A 22186-nucleotide genomic window follows, 5' to 3' on the forward strand; every position below is an offset into this window, starting at 1 on the left:
ATATGTATTATGTTTTTATGTTGTTTCATATATATAAAGTGTAATTAACTGTTTGTGATGGAAATATTTTTAATATTGTTTGTTATGATAGTTTATCGAAAAAGATATTATTTTGTTAATTTAAGTGTTTATGATAATTCAATTATATGAATAAGATATTTAATTTCAGTGCAGGTCCATCAATGTTGCCAAAACAAGTCTTAAGACAAATTAAAAAGGAATTATATAATTGGGAGAATATGGGTGTATCTGTGATGGAAATAAGTCATCGTAGCAAAGAATTTTTACAATTAATGCAAAACGCAAAACAAGACATACGTGACCTTCTCGATATTCCAGAAAATTATGAAGTTCTGTTTTGCCATGGTGGAGCTAGGGCACAATTTTCAGCAATTCCTATGAATTTATTAAAAACATCTTCAGAAAATGTTGATTATATAAACACTGGGTATTGGGCATACAGTGCAGCGATAGAAGCAAAAAAATATTGTGATCCACGTATAATTGATGTGACTAACAAAAAAAATGGATTGAATAATATTCAGCCTATATCTAAATGGGATGTTTCCACAAATAGCATTTATATACATTATTGTCCTAACGAAACTATTGATGGCATAGCTATACACGAAACTCCAAATTTTTCTGATAAAATAGTAATAGCAGATTGTTCTTCAATTTTATTATCACGTCCACTTAATATAAGCCGTTTTGGTATAGTTTATGCTGCTGCTCAAAAGAATATTGGTATAGCCGGTCTGACAGTAGTTATTATTAGAAAAGATTTATTGCAAATCCCTCATCGAGAAATTCCTTCTATTTTAAATTATAGAATTTTAGTTGATAACTATTCAATGTTTAACACACCTGTGACTATGTCTTGGTATATTGCTGGTTTAATATTTAAATGGTTAAAAAAACAAGGAGGACTAGAAAAAATCAATAAACGTAATCAAGAAAAATCTGATTTTTTATATAATGCTATTGATTCTAGTAATTTTTATTATAATAATGTTGATTTGTCTAATCGTTCCTGTATGAATGTTCCCTTTTTTTTAAATAATAATAAATTAGATAATATTTTTTTAAAAGAGTCAATATGTTTTGGGTTACTTGGATTACAAGGACACAGAATAGTTGGAGGCATGAGAGCATCATTATATAACGCCATGACATTAGAAGGTGTACAAAAATTAGTTGAGTTTATGAAATTATTTTCTGAAAAATATAGTTGAATTAGATCTACAGAGATGAATTTATATAAATGCATTATGTGTTCAATATAATCAGTGTGTATACTTGTTATCAAATAATAAATAAGTTATTAATTTTTTATTAATTAAATCTAATTTTGTATAAAAGTTGGTGAAATGTGAATAATTTTATTAAATTAGCTCCTATCAAGAAAGTACAGGGAAGCGTTTATCTTCCTGGTTCTAAAAGTATATCAAATCGAGCGTTATTATTGGCAGCTCAATCTGTAGGTACTACTCAATTAGCTAATTTGTTGGATAGTGATGATGTACGTTGTATGTTAGATGCGTTACGTGATCTAGGGGTAGTGTATCGTCTTTCAAATGATAGAAAACATTGTGAAATTAATGGTATTGGCGGCCCGCTGCAATCAAAAAGTAATAACCAATTGATTTTATCTTTGGGTAATGCTGGAACTGCTATGAGACCTCTTATTGCAGCATTGTCTATAAAACCACAGAATGTTATTCTTACTGGTTATCCTCGTATGAAAGATAGGCCTATTTTGCATTTAGTAGACGCTTTAAGACAAGGAGGAGCTAATATTGATTATATGGAGCGTGATAATTATCCTCCGGTACGTTTATATGGAGGGTATGATGGAGGTGAAATTTCTATTCAAGGAAATATTTCTAGTCAATTTTTGTCGTCTATTCTTATGATGGCTCCATTAGCTCCTCGAGATACTTATCTTAAGGTAAAAGGAGTATTAGTATCCAGACCATATATTGATATTACTTTGTCTCTTATGAAAAACTTTGGGATCGATATAGAGCATGATGAAAATTACCGTATTTTTTATTGTAAAGGAAATTCGGTATATCAATCACCTGGGCATTATTTAGTGGAGGGAGATGCCTCGAGCGCTTCTTATTTTTTGGCAGCTTCAGCTATCAGAGGAGGGACTGTTAGAGTTATAGGAGTTGGAAGACATAGCAAACAGGGAGACATTTATTTTGCTAATATATTAGAAAGGATGGGAGCAAAGATTTCGTGGAATGATAATTATATAGAATGTAGTCGTGGATCTGATCTTAATGCCGTTGATTTAGATGTTAACGACATTCCTGATGCAGCAATGACCCTTGCTACTACTGCATTATTTGTTAGTAATGGTCCTACAATATTACGTAATATTTACAATTGGAGAATTAAAGAAAGTGATCGACTGATTGCTATGGCTACTGAATTGAGGAAAATAGGAGCAAAAGTAGTGGAAGGTTATGATTATTTGAAAATAATTCCTCCAATTAAAATAAAATCGGCTTATATTAATACTTATGATGATCATCGTATAGCAATGTGTTTTTCTTTAGCAGCATTATCAGATGTTTCTATAGTAATTAATAATCCTCAATGTACATATAAAACTTTTCCTAATTTTTTTATACAATTATCTAGTATAAGTGTATTGCAGTAACATTTTATATGGTGTGCGATGCGTATACGTAAATATATGTTATATATGTAAAGATTTATGATTGTTAAGTTTTATTAATATATGTGAAATGTAATTTAATTACAATGAATATTGTTCGCTATAAGGAGATCATGTGTGAACAACATATTCCCGGTTATTACTATTGATGGACCAAGCGGAGTAGGTAAAGGAACCTTATCTAGAAGGTTGGCAAAAATTCTTGGATGGAATCTATTAGATTCAGGAGTTATTTATCGAGTTTTAGCGTTAGTAGCTTTAGAAAATAAGATTAATATTAATCATGAAGAAAAAATAGCAGCACTTGTAGATACTATACAAATAGCTTTTATAAATGGTAAAAATAGGTTTGTAATATTATTTAATGGTAAGGAAGTTAAAAAAAATATTTTTACAGAAAATATAGGAAATTGTGCATCTAAAATTGCTACTTTTTCTCAAGTACGTGAAAATTTGTTGATATATCAACGTACATTTTGTAAGCGTCCAGGACTTGTTGCTGATGGACGTGATATGGGGACAGTGGTATTTCCTAATGCAGAGTTAAAAATTTTCCTTTATGCTTCTTTTAAAGAAAGAAGGAGCCGTAGGTTACATCAGTTGCATAAAAAAAGTTTTAGTGTTAATTTTAGAAGTTTATTATCACAAATAAAAGAACGAGACGAACGTGACTATAATCGAAAATTAGCACCGTTGATTCCCGCAATTGGTTCATTGATGTTAGATTCAACTCATTTATCTGCAGAAGAAGTAAAAGCTAAAGTACTTATGTATATTAGAGAGAGTCTAGTATTATCAGCAACAGTGCTATATAATACCACTCATAATCAAGGATAGTGATGAGATATTTGTTATAACGTCATCAAGCATGGATATATGATGGATGTTAATTAAAAATTGAAGATTATAAAGATGACAGAATCATTTGCTCAGTTATTTGAAGAATCTTTAAAAAAAATAGAAACCTGTCCTGGATCTATTGTTCATGGGGTTGTAGTTTCGATTTTTAAAGATATTGTGTTGGTCGATGCAGGATTGAAATCGGAATCTGCTATTCCTATTGATCAATTTTATAATTCTCAAGGAGAATTAGAAGTTTCAGTTGGTGATCATGTTGATGTTACATTGGATTCGGTAGAAAATGGATTTGGAGAAACTGTGTTGTCTCGTGAAAAAGCTAAACGTTATGAGTCTTGGTTATTATTAGAACAAGCATATCAAGAAATGACTACCGTTACGGGTATTATTAACGGTAAAGTAAAAGGAGGGTTTACTGTTGAAGTAAATGGAGTACGTGCCTTCTTACCTGGTTCTTTAGTAGATGTTAAACCAATACGTGATGCTTCATTTTTAGAAGGACAAGAGTTTGAATTTAAAGTAATTAAATTAGATCATAAACGTAATAATGTTGTAGTATCTCGTCGTGCTGTGATTGAATCTGAAAATAGTGTTGAACGTGATCAATTATTAAATAAATTGCATGAAGGAATAGAAATTAAAGGAATAGTTAAAAATTTAACCGATTATGGTGCTTTTATTGACTTAGGAGGGGTAGATGGATTATTACATATTACTGATATGGCGTGGAAACGCGTTAAACATCCTAGCGATATAGTAAATGTTGGAGATGAAATTATTGTCAAGGTATTAAAATTTGATCGAGAACGAATTCGTGTATCTTTAGGCTTGAAGCAATTAAGCGAAGATCCATGGACTGCAATTATTAAACGTTATCAAGAAGGAAATAAATTGACAGGAAGAGTAACGAATTTAACTGATTATGGGTGTTTTATTGAAATTGAGGGCGGAGTAGAAGGATTAGTGCATGTGTCTGAAATGGATTGGACTAATAAAAACATTCATCCTTCTAAAGTAGTAACAATAGGGGAATCTGTTGAAGTAATAGTGTTAAATATTGATGAGGAGCGTCGAAGAATTTCTTTGGGATTAAAACAATGTAAAGTTAATCCATGGCAGAAATTTTCAGATCTATATAATAGAGGTGATCGAGTTATGGGGAGAATAAAATCGATTACTGATTTTGGTATTTTTATAGGATTAGAAGGAGGTATTGACGGCTTAGTTCATCTTTCTGATATCTCTTGGTATTTATCAAATGAAGAAGCTGTAAATAAGTATAAAAAAGGCGATGAAATAATGGCTGTGGTTCTACAAGTAGATTCTGAACGGGAACGTATTTCTTTAGGTATTAAACAATTAACAGAAGATCCTTTAAATATCTATTTGGCTGCTTATAAAAAAGGGAGCATAGTGTCTGGAAGAATAATTTCTATAGATGAAAAAGGGATCACTGTAACATTGGGTGATGGCGCTGTAACTGGTTATTTATGTATGACTGATGTATCACATAATAAGTCAATTGATAAGAGAATGTATATGTCATTACATGTAGGAAATGATATACAAGCGATATTAGATGGAGTAGATCGAAAAACTAGAATAGTTACTTTATCTGAATATAAGATGCGTGATGTAAATAAACAATCAGAAATAAGCATTGTTGAAAATCATAGCAAAGAGAAAGATAAAAATTTTTCTAATGTTATGGTAGAGGCATTTAAAGCAGCCACTAAAAGTGAATGACTATTGTATTGTTGTTAGCTTTATATATATGTTAGTTTATTGATATGTTACATTAAGGAGTATGTAAGTACATCATACATATAAAAAATAAATGAAAATTGTAGTTATATATATGTTTTATGTATGATTAAAGTAAAAATGTTTAATGGGAAGTAATAAATGTGAATAGATATAGTAGTGTTTATGTTTTAACATGGTGTATTTCGTAAGAGTTTGTACTGAAGGTATTTAATAAGTTTTAAATTGTGCTGTATCTATAGTTGTGTTAAGTAATATTTGTCCGTATGTTTTAGTAAAAAATAAACTCTGGTTTCAGGGATACAAATGTCGCAGTACAATAAAAATTATTCTTCTACTTGGAAGACTTTTCGTCGTCTTTGGCCAATAATTTTTCCTTTTAGGGTAGGGCTAGTTGTTGCGACTGTTACTTTAATTTTAAACGCAACAAGTGATGCTTTAATGTTAGCTTTATTGAAACCTTTACTTGATGATGGATTTGGAAGAGCTAATAGAGATGTATTTGTATGGATGCCATTAGCTTTAGTTGGATTAATGGGCATTCGTGGGTTTAGTGGATTTGCATCTACTTATTGTATGTCTTGGGTATCTGGAAAAGTGGTAATGCAGATGAGACGTGCATTATTTAAGCATATCATGAATATGCCGGTCTCTTTTTTTGTAAAACAATCTACTGGTACGTTGGTGTCTAGGATTACTTATGATTCTGATCAAGTTGCTTCTTCTTCTTCTGGAGCTTTAATTACTGTTATTCGAGAAGGGGCATCTATTATTGGTTTATGTATCATGATGTTTTATTATAGTTGGCAATTATCATTAATTTTGGTATTAATTGCTCCAATAGTATCTATTACTATTAAATTCGTTTCTTATAGATTTAGAGCAATCAGTAAAAAGATGCAGAGCGCTATGGGTCAATTAACTAGCAGCGCTGAACAAATGCTTAAAGGACATAAAGAAGTGTTAGTGTTTGGAGGACAACATACAGAAAAAGATAGATTTAATCATGTAAGTAATTGTATGAGACAACAAAGTATGAAGATGGTACAGACTTCGTCTATTTTTGATCCACTGATCCAATTTGTTGCATCATTAGCATTAGCGTGTGTACTGTATGCAGCTAGTATTCCAAGTGTTATGGAAATGCTTACTGCTGGAACGATTACTGTTATTTTTTCATCTATGATAGTTTTGATGAAGCCATTAAAATCTTTGACTAATGTTAGCGCTCAATTTCAGCGTGGAATGGCGGCTTGTCAAACCTTATTTTCCATCCTGGATTTAGAGACAGAAAAAGATCAAGGTATACTTAATATTAAACGAGTAAAGGGACATATTGTTTTTGAGAATGTTACTTTTTTTTATCCTGATAAAAGCACACCATCTCTTTATAACATTAATTTTACTATTGAAGCAGGAAAAACTGTTGCTTTGGTGGGGCGGTCTGGTTCTGGAAAATCTACTATCGTAAATTTGTTAACTCGTTTTTATGATATAGATAAAGGACGTATATTGCTCGATGGTTTTAACTTAAATGATTATAAACTCTCTTCTTTACGTAATCAAATAGCTATAGTATCTCAACATGTTCATCTATTTAATGATACGATTGCTAATAATATAGCTTATGCACGTAAAAATATTTATTCTAGAGAATCCATTGAAACTGCAGCTAGTATGGCATGTGCTATGGATTTTATTTCTAAAATGAAAAATGGATTGGATACCATCATAGGAGAAAATGGGATTTTGTTATCCAGCGGACAACGTCAACGTATTGCTATTGCACGTGCTTTGTTAAGAAATTGTCCAATTTTAATTTTTGATGAAGCTACTTCTGCTTTAGATTCTGCATCAGAGTATGTTATTTATAAATCACTTGATGCGTTAAAAAAAAATAGAACATCATTGGTTATAGCGCATCGTTTATCTACTATTGAAAATGCTGATGAAATATTGGTGATCGAAAATGGTTATATTATAGAACGTGGTGTGCATGAAGTTTTAATACGTCACCAAGGGATTTATGCTCAATTATATAGATTACAATTTTCTTAATGTTTGCTTGTATTTGGTTTAGATCATCATTGTGTTATTTATTTTTGTTACCATTTTCTTGGTTGTATGGGTTAGTGAGTACGCTGAATCGTATTAGTTATCAGTATGGATGGCGTAAAGTATACAGATTTTCGGTGCCAATAGTAATTATAGGAAACGTAACAATTGGGGGAAATGGGAAAACCCCAATGGTATTATGGTTAGTAGAACAATTACAACATCGTGGTTGGAAGGTTGGAGTTGTGTCACGGGGCTATAAAGGTAAATCGAATAATTATCCAATTGTTATTGATATAAGTACTCGCAGTAATGAGTGCGGGGATGAACCTATGCTGATTTGGAAGCGTACTGGAGTTTTAGTAGCGGTCTCTCCAAAACGTGCTGATGCGGTTGCTGCGTTATTACGAATACAAAAATTAGATGTCATAATAAGTGATGATGGACTACAACATTATGCACTCTTTAGAGATATAGAATGGGTTGTAGTTAATAGTTTATTTCGATTTGGAAATGGTTGTTGGTTACCAGCAGGTCCTATGCGTGAGCGAACAAATAGGCTACATACAGTGCAAGCAATTATTTCAAATGGATCATCAAAAGAAGGTATACTTTCTGGAGAGGTATTAATGCAATTGTACCCTAGTGTTGTAATAAATATGTTAACAGGAGAAAGTAGATCTCTTAATTTTTTGAGTAATGTTGTGGCTATAGCAGGGATTGGATATCCTACACAGTTTTTTAGTACTTTACAAAATTATGGCGTTACTCCTGTTAGAACAGTTTCGTTTTCTGATCATCAGATATATTATGAAAAAATGCTAACGTCCTTGACTAAAAAAGATGAAATATTATTAATGACTGAAAAAGATGCAGTTAAATGCTTAGATTTTGCTCATAATAACTGGTGGTATGTACGTATGGAAGTTAAAATAAATAAAATAGATACAGATAATTTATTATGTGTGGTGGAAGATAAGATTAGGTGTTATAAAGATTTTAATTCCAACACATAGTGTGAGGAGACCTTGATCATGTTGTTGGTACACGCCCATTATGGTCACTATGTGTTGGAATTAAACAAATTTATTATATATTTATGATATAAAAATGTATTTGTTTATATAGTGGTATAAATTGTCGTAATGGAGTAAGTTATTTTGTATTTGTAGAATGAATTTATGTAATAAAGATATGTAAAACGTGTGAAAAATTAATACTTGGCAGCTTCATTATATCATGATGAGATATCGGTTATTAAGTATAATTGTATGTCCTATATGTTATTCAAAATTATATTTTGATTTAAAACAAAAAGAGTTAATTTGTAATGTTGATAATTTAGCTTTTCCGATTCGAAAAGGGATTCCAGTTCTTTTAAAAAAAGATGCTCGTGATATTATGTCACAAAAGGATCAAAAATGAATTTTGTAGTAATTATACCTGTCCGATTGTTTTCGACACGTTTTCCAGGGAAAGCTTTAGCAGATATTCACGGAAAACCTATGATTGTTCGTGTTATGGAAAAAGCTTTAGATTCTGGGGCTGATAAAGTAATCATCGCTACTGATAGTGTTCTTATAGCACAAGCAGTTGAATCGGAACAATCTGAAGTAGAAGTATATTTAACGCGTTCTGATCATCAGTCAGGCACTGAGCGTCTCGCAGAGGTAGCTGTTAATTATAAATTCCCAGACAATCAAATTATTGTGCATCTTCAAGGTGATGAACCTCTAATTTCCCCTGTTATGATTCGTCAAGTTGCTAATACTTTAGATTCAGTTAGACTGACTACTGGTATGGCGACTTTAGCAACATCGTTGAATTCTTTAGAAGAAGCATGTGATGTTAATGTCGTTAAGGTTGTTATAAACATGAATAATAATGCTCTTTATTTTTCTCGTTCTATGATTCCCTGGAATCAGGGGTACTTTGATAATTATCCAGATAGTAGGACGTCTAAAATTTTATTACGTCATATTGGTATTTATTCATATCAAGTTAATTTTTTGCATCATTATATTGCATGGACTAAAAGTCCTTTGGAACAGCTTGAACAACTTGAACAACTTAGAGTACTATGGCATGGAGAAACAATATATGTATCTGTAATTGATAATGTGTTTAATATTAGTGTGGATACTCCAGAATCATTGAGACGTGTGAATACGTTATTTAGAAATAAATAAACTTCATGATAATTAGCAATAATATTGTTGTGTATTCACTATATAATAAGATATGTTTTAAATTATTAATGCTATAGGTAAATGTTTTAAGTGTTTTATTTATTATGTTTGTTTTTATATTATTACTAATATCTTAGTTAAGAAGTAATACTATTAATAATAACAAATATAAAGATATATATTTTCAATGTAGCATTAGATTTGATGAAATATATGAGTAGTCTTTATTAATTATAATGTTAAAAAATATTAAATATTATATAATATTTTATTATTAAAAAATTATTAATGTGTTCATGTACATTAGTATGGAGTATAAAAAAAATAAATCATGCAGCAACAATTACGTTTGGTGGTGGGAATATCAGGCGCATCTGGAGGAATTTATGGGATTCGCGCGTTAATTATGTTAAAAAAATGTAATCTAAATGTAGAATCTCATCTTATTGTTACTCGAAATGCATTGATTACATTACAGCAAGAACTAAAGATGAATAAACAAGCTATATATGAATTAGCAGATGTTGTTCATTTTCCACAAGATATGGGAGCATCAGTTGCTAGTGGATCATATCCAACTTTAGGTATGTTAATTGCTCCATGTTCTATAAAGACTATGTCAGAAATTAGTTCGGGAATGACGTCATCATTGATTAGTCGTGTTGCAGATGTAACGTTAAAAGAAAAGCGTAGATTAGTATTAATGATTAGGGAAAGCCCATTACATTTGGGACATTTACGTACAATGGTTAAATTAACAGAATTTGGAGCAGTAATTATGCCACCTGTTCCTGCATATTATGTACATCCAAGAACTATAGATGATATTGTGTGCTACACTGTGGCAAGAGCTCTAAATTTATTTGGAATTTATACTAAAATTTCTTCTATTTGGTTAGGAATCAAGAATTAAAATCATAATAATCTTCTTTTTATAATTTTAATTGAATATTGTCAATATGTAAATAATAGATGTTAATAACTTTTTTACGATACTAACTAATAATTTAGGTTTAAAGTTTTTAAAAATAAAATCAGTTTAATAATTTTTAATTTATAACGTATCGATTTTAATTTTTGGAATTAAAGCTATCATTACTATCGTCCGTATCACAATCTTCGCTAATAGATGAAGAAGATTGGTTAAGATTTAATTTAAAAAATATTTGTGCCATATCGCTACTAGGGAGTTTAGTTTTTTTTCGTTCTGATATAACATTTTCAAGTTTATTTATATGTTCTGTAGTACCTATTAAAGAAAATTTAGATTTTTTGTGTATTGATAGGCGCTGTGATAAAGCATCATTTGTATTAAATTCAATATCAGAATATTCCGGAAAAGCACTATCATGTGTTATTTGATATTCTTCATTTCTTGAAGAATGAGTTTGATGTTCTTGATTAAAAGGAATTGAGCAGGATGGAGATGATAACAGTGTATCATTTGGTGTAGAAGATACCATCTCTGTTAATTGTTTTTCTGAAAATAGAACAGGAATTGGAGGAGGAGGTGGCGCTGGAAATACAAAATCGTCTTCTTCTATCCTATCAATATTTTTTATTTTTTCTGTTGTAGTAGTATCATCATTTATCATGAGATGAGGTGATGTATTATCTTTAGAGTTATAATGATCTTCTTTGTGCATTGGGGAATATTTGATCGTATTTCCTGTAACATTGATGCCGGAGTCATTATTAGCAGTGATAGCAGAGATATTATTTTGCTGTGTGTTAGATAGTTTTTTCTGTGAAAAATTTTTTACCAAAATGTGTATATTTTTTTGTTTTTGTTGCTGCTGATCACTATTTTGGGTTGTATTAGTAATATATGAAATGAAAATATCGTCTTCTTTAGTAATAGGATGGTTAGGTAAATAAAGCGCATAGGTATTATTTGTTATTGGAATAATATTACCTCCTTGATTTTGTAATAAATGACAATTCCATTGCGCAGATTTGTCATTATGATCGTTAGTTTCAATTATTTTAATTTCTCCAGGGTAGCCTGTTATTTGTTGAGTATATGATAATGATTTTTTGTTACTATAATTATTTAGAAACATGCAATCATTATGTTGAATTACAGTAGGTATAAATGGTTGTATTATAGCATCGAGATATTTCAATAAGGAGGTATTGTTTTTATTTGTGTATTGTATTTGTTCTGAAATAGGAGTACCAAATTGGTAGTCAATTAATATTTGACAAACAGTATTACAATATTTTTTGTTTATAAAAATATTATTTATATTAAAACCTAATATGGGAATGGGTTTATAATTTAAATCTAATGATAAATAGTAGTCATTATTTTTTGTATTAAAAATTTTTTCATATTTTTTGTCATAAAGAAGTCGTTCTAATTTTATTTTACCAGTAAATTCTAAAAAATATGGAAATTTAACTTGAATATGCATTTGATAACCACTATTTGGGTTTTTTATATCATATTGTTGTAATGACTTTTTAGAGGAAAAAATATTATTCAAATTGTAGTAATTACTTAGCATGAATAATGTATTATGCAGCCAATATTCTACACCGAAATTAATTGAGCATGGTTGGTTGCTTTGATTAGAAATAGGGCAATGATATAAGGTATTGCATCCAATAGCATGTTTGTTGTTATATAGATGTCTCTTTCCTCCTCCAAAATTTAAAATCTGTTTTGATAAAAGATTGTGTACTCCTAATTGCATAAAGGATAGATTTTCTTGATATATATTATTTTGTACGTGAAATGAATGAAATACGTTTATTGAATCATTTTGTAATTGTATTTTAGATCTATAGGTAGAAGAAAATGGAGATTTATAGTTATAATGGCTACGACGAACATTTGGTTTGTTAATTGTATAGGGATAAATGTTTAGAGTATTATGTTTGTGATCATCATATGTATATAGTTTCATTTTTTGCTGATACGAATCAACTTGAAATATATTGTCATTGATATTAAATTTAGTACGGTTTTTGAGCACGTCACACCAAGCGATTTCATGGTACATAAGCGCTTGTAATATTACTCCCAGTATGATAAATATCAACATGATTAGCTTTTTTTATATTAATTGGTATATTTATGTATATGAATAATGTATTCTGTATTTATATCTTAATTTTATTATTTTAAATAAATTAATAATGTACTCGAATCTATTTAAATTAATAAAATTTAGTTTTAAAATCTAAACTTGAGAATAATACCATTAATAACTTATACAGTGTAAAAATTAGTACATATTTTTGATATTTTTAAAAATAAATAAATTAATGAGTTTTATAGTTAAAAATTACTATTATGACGGTACGTATAGAGAAAGATATATTGGGTACAGTACTAGTATCAAATAATCGGTTATGGGGAGCGCAAACACAACGTGCATTGAAATATTTTAATATTTCTAATGAAAAAATACCTTTTTCATTAATACATGCATTAGCACAAATTAAACGTGCAGCGGCACAAGTAAATTATGATGTAGGGCTATTGGATTGTAAACGAGCTCACGCAATTATTCAAGCTGCAGATGAAGTATTGTCTGGAATACATAAAGATGAGTTTCCAATATCTGTTTGGCAAACTGGATCTGGAACGCAAAGCAATATGAATATGAACGAGGTTTTAGCTAATCGAGCTAATAAATTATTGAGTAATGAACAAAATATAAATAATAAATTTATTCATCCAAATGATCATGTCAATAAAAGTCAAAGTTCAAACGATGTTTTTCCTAGTGCAATGCATATTGCAGCAGTAGTGAATTTAAATGAACAATTAATACCTAAAGTGAAAATATTACAAAAAACCCTGATTGATAAGTCTGTGGAATTTAATGATATTATTAAAATAGGGCGTACTCATCTTCAAGATGCTACTCCGTTGACTTTGGGGCAAGAAATTTCTGCTTGGGTATCTATGCTGCAACATAATATAGATCATATAGAAGTTACTATTCCTCATTTATGTGAGTTAGCACTAGGAGGTACGGCAGTGGGTACAGGGATTAACACTCATCCTGAATATGCTGAACGTGTCGCCGATGTTTTATCACTTATTACTAAATATAATTTTATTAGCGCACCGAATAAATTTGAATCGTTATCAACATGCGATGCATTAGTGCATAGTCATGGCTCTTTGAAAGGTTTGGCAGTTTCTATGATGAAAATTGCTAATGATATACGTTTATTATCTTCTGGTCCTAGGTGTGGCATAGGTGAATTAAGTATTCCTTCAAATGAACCAGGTAGCTCAATTATGCCCGGAAAAGTTAATCCAACTCAATGTGAATCTATGACTATGTTATGTGCTCAAGTTATGGGGAATGATGTTAGTATAAACATTGGTGGGTCATCTGGGCATCTTGAGTTGAATGTATATAGGCCATTAATTATATATAATTTTTTACAATCGGTACGTTTGCTATCAGATGGTATAGATAGTTTTCATAGATATTGTGTTATAGGAATTCAACCGAAGCATCAACGAATTTCAGAATTACTTAGTAGTTCGCTTATGTTAGTTACTGCATTGAATCCTTACATTGGGTATGATAAAGCAGCGGAAATTGCTAAAAAAGCACATTTAGAAGGGTTAAGTTTAAAAGAATCTGCATTGCAATTAGGTTATGTAAATGAAAAACAATTTGATATGTGGGTTTGTCCTAAAAATATGATTAATTCTTCTAAAATATTATAAAAACCATAATTTTTTGGATGGTGATAATATATAAGATTTAATTAACAGAAGGTATTATGTATTGTTTCATAAAGTAACATAAAAGAATGAAGTTCTATTAATGAATCGTATTAAACGTTATCAAATTTTGTGTAAATTAAGAGATAACAATATCTATCCAGTTATCGAATTAATTTATCGATCAGAATTTGAATTGTTAATTGCAGTGTTACTTTCAGCTCAAACAAGTGATATTCAAGTTAATAAAGCAACGAAGAGGTTGTTTCAAGTAGCTAATACCCCAAAGGGTATGTTACGTCTTGGTTTAGACGGAGTTAAAAATTATATTAAATCTATTGGTTTGTTTAATACTAAAGCCAAAAATATTATTGAAACTTGTCATTTATTAGTAGAAACTTATAATAGCAAGTTGCCATCGAGTCGTGTTGGATTAGAGTCTTTACCTGGAGTAGGACGTAAAACTGCTAATATTATTTTAAATTTAATTTTTGGCCAACCTACAATTGCAGTGGATACACATGTTTTTAGATTTTGTAATCGTAGTTGTTTTGCATCAGGAAATAATGTCTTTTCTGTAGAAAAGAAATTGTTGTCGGTAGTGCCCAAAGAATTTAAGAATAATTGTCATCAGTGGCTAATGTTGCATGGTAGGAATATTTGTCGCGCTAAGCGTCCGAATTGCTATATTTGTGTAATTAAAGATTTGTGTGAATTTAAGGAAAAAACATGATTTATATATGGTAGAAATATATATAATATTAGAGATATTATGGACATGATGAGGTATATAAAATTTTTATGTTTTGTAAAAAATATAAATTTGATTACATATCAATGTGTTACTTATTATAATAAGTTTATTTATTCCCATTTGATTAAACAATAGTGTTTTTTTCCCCGCTTTAACAAGGTAAAGCGATCATATAATCTATCAGTGGCATGAAACACATATTTTGTTTTTAATTGTTTTTTTGAGTTTATAGTAATACTGTTGGACATAATTAATTCTCGCGCTTGCGTTCGAGAAGATGCTAAATTAGATTCTACTAGTGCTTGTTGTAATGTAATGCCTGGTTTGAGTAAAACAGCTGGGATGCCATCTTGTAATAATTGTTCAAAATTATTTAAAGTTAGTTTATGTGTCTGTCCTGTGAAAAGATTATTAGTAATATTTTGAGCAGTTTTCAATCCTTCTTTTCCATGGACCAATTGGGTAATTTGTTCTGCTAATATAGTTTGAGCTTGTGGTTTTGTATTACTAACATCATTTTCTTTTTTTAATATGTTAATTGTATCTAGGTCTATATTGGTAAAGGTATTAAGAAAATGATATACTTCTTTATCAGAAGAGTTAATCCAATATTGATAAAATTTATAAGGACTAGTTTTTTTTTCATCTAGCCATATTGTATTTTTTTCTGTTTTTCCAAATTTGATATTATCAGATTTAATAAGTAAAGGTACAGTAAGTCCGTAGGCAGTTCTTTTATACATTCGACGTATTAAATCGATGCCTGAAACAATATTTCCCCATTGATCAGAACCTCCAATTTGTAGTATTGCGTTGTAGTTTTTATATAAATGAGCAAAATCGTAACTTTGTAATAAATTATAGGAAAATTCAGAATAAGAGATCCCATAATTGTTTTTTTGTAATCTTTGTTTAATAGAGTCTTTATTGATCATTTTATTTACAGAAAAAAACTTCCCAATATCTCTTAAAAATGTTAAGAATGAGATAGAAGATAACCAATCATAATTGTTAACTATACAAGCTTGTGAACGTGGGCCACAAGAACAATCTATAAATAGAGAAATTTGACGTTTTATTTTTTCTGACCATTTTTGTACTGTATCAATTAAATTGATGTTTCGATTTGATTTTTTAAAACTTGGATCTCCTATTAATCCAGTACCCCCTCCTATCAGAATTAAAGGGCGATGTCCAGATATCTGAAATTGTCTTAGACATAATAGTGGAATTAAGTGTCCTATATGTAAGCTATCAGACGTTGGATCAAATCCGCAATATAGAGTTATTGATTTTGATTTTAATATTTCAATCAATGATTTTTTATCTGTAATTTGAGCTATTAAATTACGTTCATATAAATATTGTATTATGTTTAAATTTTTATTGTTCATATAGATATATTTTAGTAAATCAAGTAGGGATTTATATATACTTATATATTGAATGTCATTATATTAATCTGATTATATCTTGCGATATATTATCAAATTTATTGGAATCACAGTAGTTATAATTAAGGAGATAAACGGTAAATACACCATTTATGATTATATCGTTGATATATAAATCGGTCATGTAATCTATTTATTCTGCCTTGCCAGAATTCCATGCTATTTATATTAATTTTGTATCCACCCCAAAATTCAGGAAATGGTATTTTTTTATCTAAATATTTTTTTTTAAATTCTAAAAATTTATTGTCAAGAATATTTTTAGAGGAGATAACTTTAGATTGATTGGATACCCATGTACTGATTTGGTTGTTTTTTGGGCGTGTATAAAATTGTTTTAAAATTTCTTGTTTCGAAAGTTTATAAACGGTTCCAGTTATTAGTACTTGTCTATCTATTAAATTCCACGGAAAGCATAAACTAACTTTTGGATTGTTAGCTAAATGTATAGCTTTACGGCTATTAAGATTAGTAAAAAATGTCATTTCTTTATTGGTAAATCCTTTTAATAGTACTATACGTTGATAAGGTTGACCAGTATGATCTACCGTAGCTAAGCACATTGCAGTAGGATCGGGTATTTGCGCAAAATAAGCTTGATTTAACCATATTGAAAATAACCGAATAGGTTGATCAGTTAAGTCTGAATAATGCAATCGTCCAAATGTATATTCTCGTCTGATGTGAGAGATATTAGTGTGATTTACTGACATAAAATATTGGTTTCATATTAATTTTTGTAAGATACAATAACATATTTTGTATTCTTATTTAAGATAGATAATAGTATCAGAAAAGGTAGGAATAATAATTAATATATTTTAGTATTTATAATATAGGCTCTTTTATTGTAAAGAAATTACTATTTATCAGTTATAAATAGTAATTATTAGGTGTTTATAACAGGACAAGGTTTAAGGAAGTTTGTTGTTATAAAGTGTATTTATTATTATATAAGTATATTGATACTATTAATCAATATGTATTTTAAATTTTATAGATATTCTTAATTTTTATTATGTAAATTTATGATATTTTTTTCTAACTTAGAAATGATGTTGTTTAGAAAAATTATTTCTTCATGATTAATTCCACTAAAAATCTCGTTTCTAGTAATAGAGATAACCCGATTTACTTCGATAATAACAGGTTGAGCTTTGTCAGTTAATTGAATGCGTTTAGCTCGTCGATCATTAATACAAGTGTGTCTGATAATTAATGATTTTTCTTCAAGTTGGTCTAGTGTTCTTACTAGAGACGGTTGTTCGATCCCTATGGCTTTTGCTAATTGGATTTGAGATTGTTCCGGAGGTAATCGACAAATATTATGCAATGTAATCCAATGTGTTTGTGTAAGTTTTAAAGGTTTTAAACGGTGATCAATTAAAGCACGCCATATTCTTACAAGACGTGCTAAATCCGATCCTAATGGTGATTCCAATTTTTTTTCCTTTTAATTAAGTTTATTTTATTTAGATATATTATTGATTATAAGTAAGTTAATTACCACTTATATAAGTAAGTTATTATAGGTCAGTAATTGTAATATGTTATTATATAGAATCTAATTCATTAAAGTATAGCATATATTTATTATTGTAGGTAAATTATTTTATTATAAATATTAAAATAATTTACCTACAATAATAAATAATTACATAAAATATAAGAATAAATAATTATTAATAATTATTTAAAAAATTTAATTATGTTAGTATTATTTATATTTAAGTAATAAATATATGAAGTAACTAAAATTAAAATTAATAAAAATGGCATGTTTTTATGAATAGATTAATATTATCTATAATATCGTGTAGATAATATATATATGTTTATATATATATTTGTAATATAATAATGAAATTATTATATTATATTTAATACTTAAATATTTTTAGCGTAATAAATTATAATTACTTAGTTGAGTAAAAATGTTTTTAATAAATAAATAATAAATTTTCTTGGTAGTATTATATTAAAAATTTAATTAATGTTTTAAATTTTCAGGAATATTTGTATTTATTAAATTATGTTTTAAATAAGTAAATTTGTTGTTTAAAGCACTGATTTTTTATTACATGTTAATAATAAAACCATCGTAATTTTATACAATAAATGGTGAAGATATATTAAAATCTATGATAATATTAATCGTTTATTTCATGTAGATATAATCTTATAATAAATATGATTCATAATAAAGATGATCAAAATACTCTTCGAGCACGGTTTCGTGGGTTTTATCCAGTTGTAATTGATGTAGAAACGGCCGGTCTGAATGCTAATACTGACGCTTTATTAGAAATTGCTGTTGTTACTCTTAAAATGGATGCATATGGTTGGTTGTGTTTTGATAATTCTATTAATTTTCATATTAAATCATTTCCTGGAGCTATTATTCAACCAGAATCATTAGCATTTAATAGAATTGATCTAAATAGTCCCTTAAGATCTGCAGTAACAGAGCAGGAAGCATTACGTGAAATTTTTGAAATGGTACATCAGGGTATTGAAACTCAAGAATGTAGTCGTGCTATTATTGTAGCGCATAATGCGTCTTTTGATCATAGTTTTTTAATGGCAGCAGTAGAGCGTGTAAGTTTTATGAAAAATAATCCATTTCATCCTTTTGTTACATTTGATACTGCTACTTTAAGTGGTTTAGTATTTGGACAAACTGTATTAGCAAAGGCTTGCGCTCGTGCAGGAGTTTTTTTTGATAAAAAAAAAGCACATTCTGCGTTATATGATACTGAGCGGACTGCGATGTTATTTTGCGAATTGGTGAATAGATGGAAAAGACTTGGTGGTTGGCCATTAACTCCTTGTAACTCTAATTTTTAATTATATTATTATTTTATAATTTTTTACTTTTATGATAACGACTAAACTCTTTAGATTAACGTATATAACGTTATATATGGTTCATTTTTATTTTAAAAATAAGCAAATTATAATCTAATTATATTAGAAGTTATGTTTTAACTTAACTTGATCGATTAGATTTTTTAGTTCTCCTGTTCGATGCATATTGATTATTATATCTGCACCTCCTATTAATTTTCCTTCTACCCATAATTGTGGAAAAGTAGGCCAATTAGAAAATTTTGGTAAAGCATATCTAATATCTAAATGAACCAATACATCAACGTAAAAAAAGGACCGTGTATAAGTAGACAACACTTGTGCAGCTTTTGAAGAAAAGCCGCACTTAGGGGCATCTGGAGTACCTTTCATATATAATACAACGGTATTTTTTTCTATTTGATTTTTAATTTTTTCTATTACATTATTCATTTTTATTTTTACTAAAAGTTTTAATTATATTTAATAAATTTATTATGTAATTCTATTTATACTCTTATGTTTAAAAGGAGTTCAGTATCTATAATGATTTTTTAAATTTAGCTATATATTTTTACTTATTGCTAATATAGGTACTATTTTTAAAATCAATAATTGATAATGTTCTTTCAACACTGTTTATAACAGATTTTGTGATAATGTCAATTTCAATATTTATTATATTATCTACTTGTTTGTTGCCAAGTGTTGTTTTTGTTGCGGTATATGGAGTTAAACAAATGCGTATATAGTTATTGAATATTTTACTTACTGTAAGACTTACTCCTTCTACACCAATTGATCCTTTCTGTAGGATATATTTTTGATACTTGTTTTTTATACTAAACCATATTATTTTATTATTTCTTGAGGTAATTATTTTTTTGATTTTTCCAGTGCAATCAATATGTCCAGTCATTAGATGTCCGCCAATTTCAGAATGATAACTGAGTGGCCTTTCTATATTAATTAAGTCTCCTATTTTTAACATATTCATATTAGTTAGTTTTAATGTTTCATGTATTAGATTAAAACTGATTAAATTATGTTTAATTGCAATAACTGTCAAACAGCATCCATTATTTGATATAGAACAACCAATTTTTAAATTTGAAAGCAAATGTATGGGTAATGTAACTGTATATGTTTTAAAATTAGTTGCTACGTTAATTGCATGAACAGGAACAATAGCTTGTACAATACCTGAAAACATATTTTTCAGTATACTATCATGTATAATGTAAAATTTTATTTTAATTCCGAGTATAGCATACACCTTTTTTTTGTTAAACATATCTTGAAGACATTTGAACAACTATAATAAAAATGTGTTTTCATGATGTAAGGTATTTTCAAAACATTTGATATGTGATACAATCGTGGGTGGGTTAATCTTTGGAGCGTATAGATTATTTAACTTAATTTTTTAGTATATATTAGTTAAGTTTTATAAAAAAGTCAAATGATTACAGTGAGTGGAATGCGCAGTGATACTGATGAGTATATAATATAGTAAATAATAGAGTTTGTATTGTTTGTTGTTGTGTGCGTTCTTAGCTCAGTTGGTTAGAGCACTACCTTGACATGGTAGAGGTCGATGGTTCAAGTCCATTAGAACGCATTGGTTGTGTAATACAACATTATAATATGTTAAATAAAATGATTATAAGTTGTTTTTTTTATAAATGCTAAAATTATTTAAACTAATGCATTATAGTAGCACTGAAATTTAAAACAAAACTATGATTTTTATTTATATAAAAATATAACGTGGTTTCTGTTTTGTAGAAAAAATATAATAATTATGATTATATAATTATGTTTATTATGTGAAGATTTTTTGGTTAAAAAATAAAATAAGTAACATGTCTATTAAGATATGTTTATATATAAGTTAAATATAATATAAATATATTTAATAAAGGAGAATATTGAAAATGAATCGTAATAGATTAATATGTTCTGCGATTATTTTAAGTTCTTTTGTATTAGTTAGTTGTGCGAATACAACTAAAATAAAAGAATTATCGTCTGAAGTACATGATTTAAGTGAAAAAATTGATCAGGTTAGTAGTGATATAGATAATTTACGTCCTGAAGTAGAAAAAAATAAAAGCGAAGCAGCACGAGCTAATCAACGTATTGATAACCAAATTACTTCTTATCATAAGTAATTTGAGTAGGAACGTAGAAATACATTTATGTATAATTCTATAATCATACATAAAGTTTAATATAATTTATGGATTATCGTGATGAGACGATAAGGGAAGGGAAGCAAAACACAACATCATTAATTCCTATCCTGTGTTTTTTTGATAGGAATTAATGATGTTGTGTTTTTATAATTTTATTAATAAATTTTGAAAATATACAATTAATTATTATTTATTAATGTATATAGAAATATAAGCATTATCATTATGCTTTATTTTATATAAAGCATTAGCTTGAGAATATATAGAATTTAATATTAGGTATATTCCTTGGGATCGAGATATGGTTAAGTTTTGTTTTAATTGTAATTGATTTATTAAAAATGGTTTAATATCAACGTTAATAGCTTCTTGTAAACTTAATCCTTGGTATAAGCTGAATATTATAATGATAATTCCTTTGACAATAGCAGAATCGCTATATCCGTGTAGTGTTATTAAATTATTGTAGGGAATTATAGAGCTAGTTAAAGCAATCCATGTTTGACTTTGGCATCCAGAAATTAAATGTTTTTTTATCCGCATATTTTTTGGAAATTCAGGTAATAATTTTCCGAGATCAATTATATACAGATATTTTTCTTCCCAATTGATACAACTTAAAAAATTTCGTAGTAATTGAGCTTTTGTTGGAAAATTTACCATTTTATTTTGTTTT

General features: G+C 28.5%; 20 protein-coding genes and 1 tRNA gene. 14 read left to right on the forward strand and 7 right to left on the reverse strand.

Features of this window, described 5'->3' with window-relative positions; all coding sequences use genetic code 11:
- Positions 1 to 146: 146 nt before the first annotated feature.
- The 9 genes from serC to VOI34_RS01960 all read left to right on the forward strand — a co-directional run bounded on the left by serC (position 147) and on the right by VOI34_RS01960 (position 10471).
- Positions 147 to 1235 (forward strand): 3-phosphoserine/phosphohydroxythreonine transaminase, encoded by a 1089-nt coding sequence (gene serC, locus VOI34_RS01920; protein WP_331828192.1) that lies wholly within the window; start codon positions 147 to 149, stop codon positions 1233 to 1235.
- A 137-nt stretch (positions 1236 to 1372) separates the two neighbouring features.
- On the forward strand, positions 1373 to 2674 hold the full coding sequence (aroA, locus tag VOI34_RS01925) for a 3-phosphoshikimate 1-carboxyvinyltransferase (RefSeq protein WP_331828193.1): 1302 nt from the start codon (positions 1373 to 1375) through the stop codon (positions 2672 to 2674).
- A gap of 135 nt (positions 2675 to 2809) precedes the next feature.
- Complete coding sequence (gene cmk / locus VOI34_RS01930) at positions 2810 to 3529, forward strand: (d)CMP kinase (RefSeq protein WP_331828194.1); 720 nt, start codon at positions 2810 to 2812, stop codon at positions 3527 to 3529.
- Between the two features lie 75 nt (positions 3530 to 3604).
- A complete protein-coding gene (gene rpsA, locus VOI34_RS01935) occupies positions 3605 to 5296 on the forward strand; it encodes a 30S ribosomal protein S1 (protein ID WP_331828195.1) in 1692 nt (563 codons plus the stop codon).
- A gap of 324 nt (positions 5297 to 5620) precedes the next feature.
- On the forward strand, positions 5621 to 7372 hold the full coding sequence (gene msbA / locus VOI34_RS01940; protein WP_331828196.1) for a lipid A ABC transporter ATP-binding protein/permease MsbA: 1752 nt from the start codon (positions 5621 to 5623) through the stop codon (positions 7370 to 7372).
- Entirely contained in the window at positions 7372 to 8385 is a 1014-nt protein-coding gene (lpxK, locus tag VOI34_RS01945) for a tetraacyldisaccharide 4'-kinase (protein WP_331828197.1), read from the forward strand. The genes msbA and lpxK overlap by 1 nt, the downstream gene beginning before the upstream one ends.
- Before the next feature lie 226 nt (positions 8386 to 8611).
- Positions 8612 to 8794, forward strand: coding sequence for a Trm112 family protein (locus tag VOI34_RS01950; RefSeq protein WP_331828727.1), 183 nt, complete (start codon positions 8612 to 8614; stop codon positions 8792 to 8794).
- Positions 8791 to 9558, forward strand: a complete 768-nt coding sequence (kdsB, locus tag VOI34_RS01955; RefSeq protein WP_331828198.1) for a 3-deoxy-manno-octulosonate cytidylyltransferase — start codon at positions 8791 to 8793, stop codon at positions 9556 to 9558. The genes VOI34_RS01950 and kdsB overlap by 4 nt, the downstream gene beginning before the upstream one ends.
- Before the next feature lie 331 nt (positions 9559 to 9889).
- Positions 9890 to 10471: a UbiX family flavin prenyltransferase gene (locus VOI34_RS01960; protein ID WP_331828199.1), complete on the forward strand. Its 582-nt coding sequence runs from the start codon at positions 9890 to 9892 to the stop codon at positions 10469 to 10471.
- A gap of 157 nt (positions 10472 to 10628) precedes the next feature.
- On the opposite strand, the gene VOI34_RS01965 is transcribed toward VOI34_RS01960, so the two are convergent.
- A complete protein-coding gene (locus tag VOI34_RS01965) occupies positions 10629 to 12608 on the reverse strand; it encodes an inverse autotransporter beta domain-containing protein (protein WP_331828200.1) in 1980 nt (659 codons plus the stop codon).
- A 248-nt stretch (positions 12609 to 12856) separates the two neighbouring features.
- On the opposite strand from VOI34_RS01965, the gene fumC reads away from it, so the two are divergent.
- The gene (fumC, locus tag VOI34_RS01970) at positions 12857 to 14260 is read left to right on the forward strand and encodes a class II fumarate hydratase (RefSeq protein WP_331828728.1); all 1404 of its coding nucleotides are present in this window, start codon (positions 12857 to 12859) and stop codon (positions 14258 to 14260) included.
- A 100-nt stretch (positions 14261 to 14360) separates the two neighbouring features.
- On the forward strand, positions 14361 to 14990 hold the full coding sequence (gene nth / locus VOI34_RS01975) for an endonuclease III (RefSeq protein WP_331828201.1): 630 nt from the start codon (positions 14361 to 14363) through the stop codon (positions 14988 to 14990).
- 131 nt (positions 14991 to 15121) lie between these two features.
- Here the strand turns inward: nth and tyrS are convergent, their stop codons facing one another.
- The 3 genes from tyrS to slyA form a co-directional block, all read right to left on the reverse strand.
- A complete protein-coding gene (tyrS, locus tag VOI34_RS01980; protein ID WP_331828202.1) occupies positions 15122 to 16405 on the reverse strand; it encodes a tyrosine--tRNA ligase in 1284 nt (427 codons plus the stop codon).
- A gap of 122 nt (positions 16406 to 16527) precedes the next feature.
- Positions 16528 to 17178: a pyridoxamine 5'-phosphate oxidase gene (pdxH, locus tag VOI34_RS01985; RefSeq protein ID WP_331828203.1), complete on the reverse strand. Its 651-nt coding sequence runs from the start codon at positions 17176 to 17178 to the stop codon at positions 16528 to 16530.
- A 293-nt stretch (positions 17179 to 17471) separates the two neighbouring features.
- Positions 17472 to 17906: a transcriptional regulator SlyA gene (gene slyA, locus VOI34_RS01990; RefSeq protein ID WP_331828204.1), complete on the reverse strand. Its 435-nt coding sequence runs from the start codon at positions 17904 to 17906 to the stop codon at positions 17472 to 17474.
- Positions 17907 to 18655: 749 nt separating this feature from the next.
- Here slyA and rnt point away from each other — a divergent pair.
- Complete coding sequence (gene rnt / locus VOI34_RS01995) at positions 18656 to 19312, forward strand: ribonuclease T (protein WP_443092741.1); 657 nt, start codon at positions 18656 to 18658, stop codon at positions 19310 to 19312.
- 123 nt (positions 19313 to 19435) lie between these two features.
- On the opposite strand, the gene grxD is transcribed toward rnt, so the two are convergent.
- Both grxD and VOI34_RS02005 read right to left on the reverse strand, forming a co-directional pair.
- Positions 19436 to 19765, reverse strand: coding sequence for a Grx4 family monothiol glutaredoxin (gene grxD / locus VOI34_RS02000; protein ID WP_331828205.1), 330 nt, complete (start codon positions 19763 to 19765; stop codon positions 19436 to 19438).
- Positions 19766 to 19886: 121 nt separating this feature from the next.
- Positions 19887 to 20525: a riboflavin synthase subunit alpha gene (locus VOI34_RS02005; protein ID WP_331828206.1), complete on the reverse strand. Its 639-nt coding sequence runs from the start codon at positions 20523 to 20525 to the stop codon at positions 19887 to 19889.
- Positions 20526 to 20859: 334 nt separating this feature from the next.
- On the opposite strand from VOI34_RS02005, the gene VOI34_RS02010 reads away from it, so the two are divergent.
- Together VOI34_RS02010 and VOI34_RS02015 are read left to right on the forward strand one after the other, a co-directional pair.
- Positions 20860 to 20933, forward strand: a tRNA-Val gene (locus tag VOI34_RS02010).
- Positions 20934 to 21249: 316 nt separating this feature from the next.
- Complete coding sequence (locus tag VOI34_RS02015) at positions 21250 to 21486, forward strand: LPP leucine zipper domain-containing protein (protein WP_331828207.1); 237 nt, start codon at positions 21250 to 21252, stop codon at positions 21484 to 21486.
- A 210-nt stretch (positions 21487 to 21696) separates the two neighbouring features.
- Here the strand turns inward: VOI34_RS02015 and VOI34_RS02020 are convergent, their stop codons facing one another.
- Positions 21697 to 22173, reverse strand: coding sequence for a SufE family protein (locus VOI34_RS02020; RefSeq protein ID WP_331828208.1), 477 nt, complete (start codon positions 22171 to 22173; stop codon positions 21697 to 21699).
- Positions 22174 to 22186 lie beyond the last annotated feature (13 nt).

The organism is Candidatus Blochmannia sp. SNP (assembly GCF_036549215.1).
In the GTDB taxonomy this organism is placed as follows: domain Bacteria; phylum Pseudomonadota; class Gammaproteobacteria; order Enterobacterales; family Enterobacteriaceae; genus Blochmanniella.

Bases quoted from the DNA above. Each gene is read 5' to 3' on its own strand.
- serC (WP_331828192.1), top strand. From the start codon at position 147: ATGAATAAGATATTTAATTTCAGTGCAGGTCCATCAATGTTGCCAAAA.
- rpsA (WP_331828195.1), top strand. From the start codon at position 3,605: ATGACAGAATCATTTGCTCAGTTATTTGAAGAATCTTTAAAAAAAATA.
- msbA (WP_331828196.1), top strand. From the start codon at position 5,621: ATGTCGCAGTACAATAAAAATTATTCTTCTACTTGGAAGACTTTTCGT.
- lpxK (WP_331828197.1), top strand. From the start codon at position 7,372: ATGTTTGCTTGTATTTGGTTTAGATCATCATTGTGTTATTTATTTTTG.
- VOI34_RS01950 (WP_331828727.1), top strand. From the start codon at position 8,612: ATGAGATATCGGTTATTAAGTATAATTGTATGTCCTATATGTTATTCA.
- kdsB (WP_331828198.1), top strand. From the start codon at position 8,791: ATGAATTTTGTAGTAATTATACCTGTCCGATTGTTTTCGACACGTTTT.
- VOI34_RS01960 (WP_331828199.1), top strand. From the start codon at position 9,890: ATGCAGCAACAATTACGTTTGGTGGTGGGAATATCAGGCGCATCTGGA.
- VOI34_RS01965 (WP_331828200.1), bottom strand. From the start codon at position 12,608: ATGTTGATATTTATCATACTGGGAGTAATATTACAAGCGCTTATGTAC.
- nth (WP_331828201.1), top strand. From the start codon at position 14,361: ATGAATCGTATTAAACGTTATCAAATTTTGTGTAAATTAAGAGATAAC.
- tyrS (WP_331828202.1), bottom strand. From the start codon at position 16,405: ATGAACAATAAAAATTTAAACATAATACAATATTTATATGAACGTAAT.
- pdxH (WP_331828203.1), bottom strand. From the start codon at position 17,178: ATGTCAGTAAATCACACTAATATCTCTCACATCAGACGAGAATATACA.
- rnt (WP_443092741.1), top strand. From the start codon at position 18,656: ATGATTCATAATAAAGATGATCAAAATACTCTTCGAGCACGGTTTCGT.
- grxD (WP_331828205.1), bottom strand. From the start codon at position 19,765: ATGAATAATGTAATAGAAAAAATTAAAAATCAAATAGAAAAAAATACC.
- VOI34_RS02005 (WP_331828206.1), bottom strand. From the start codon at position 20,525: ATGTTTTCAGGTATTGTACAAGCTATTGTTCCTGTTCATGCAATTAAC.
- VOI34_RS02015 (WP_331828207.1), top strand. From the start codon at position 21,250: ATGAATCGTAATAGATTAATATGTTCTGCGATTATTTTAAGTTCTTTT.
- VOI34_RS02020 (WP_331828208.1), bottom strand. From the start codon at position 22,173: ATGGTAAATTTTCCAACAAAAGCTCAATTACTACGAAATTTTTTAAGT.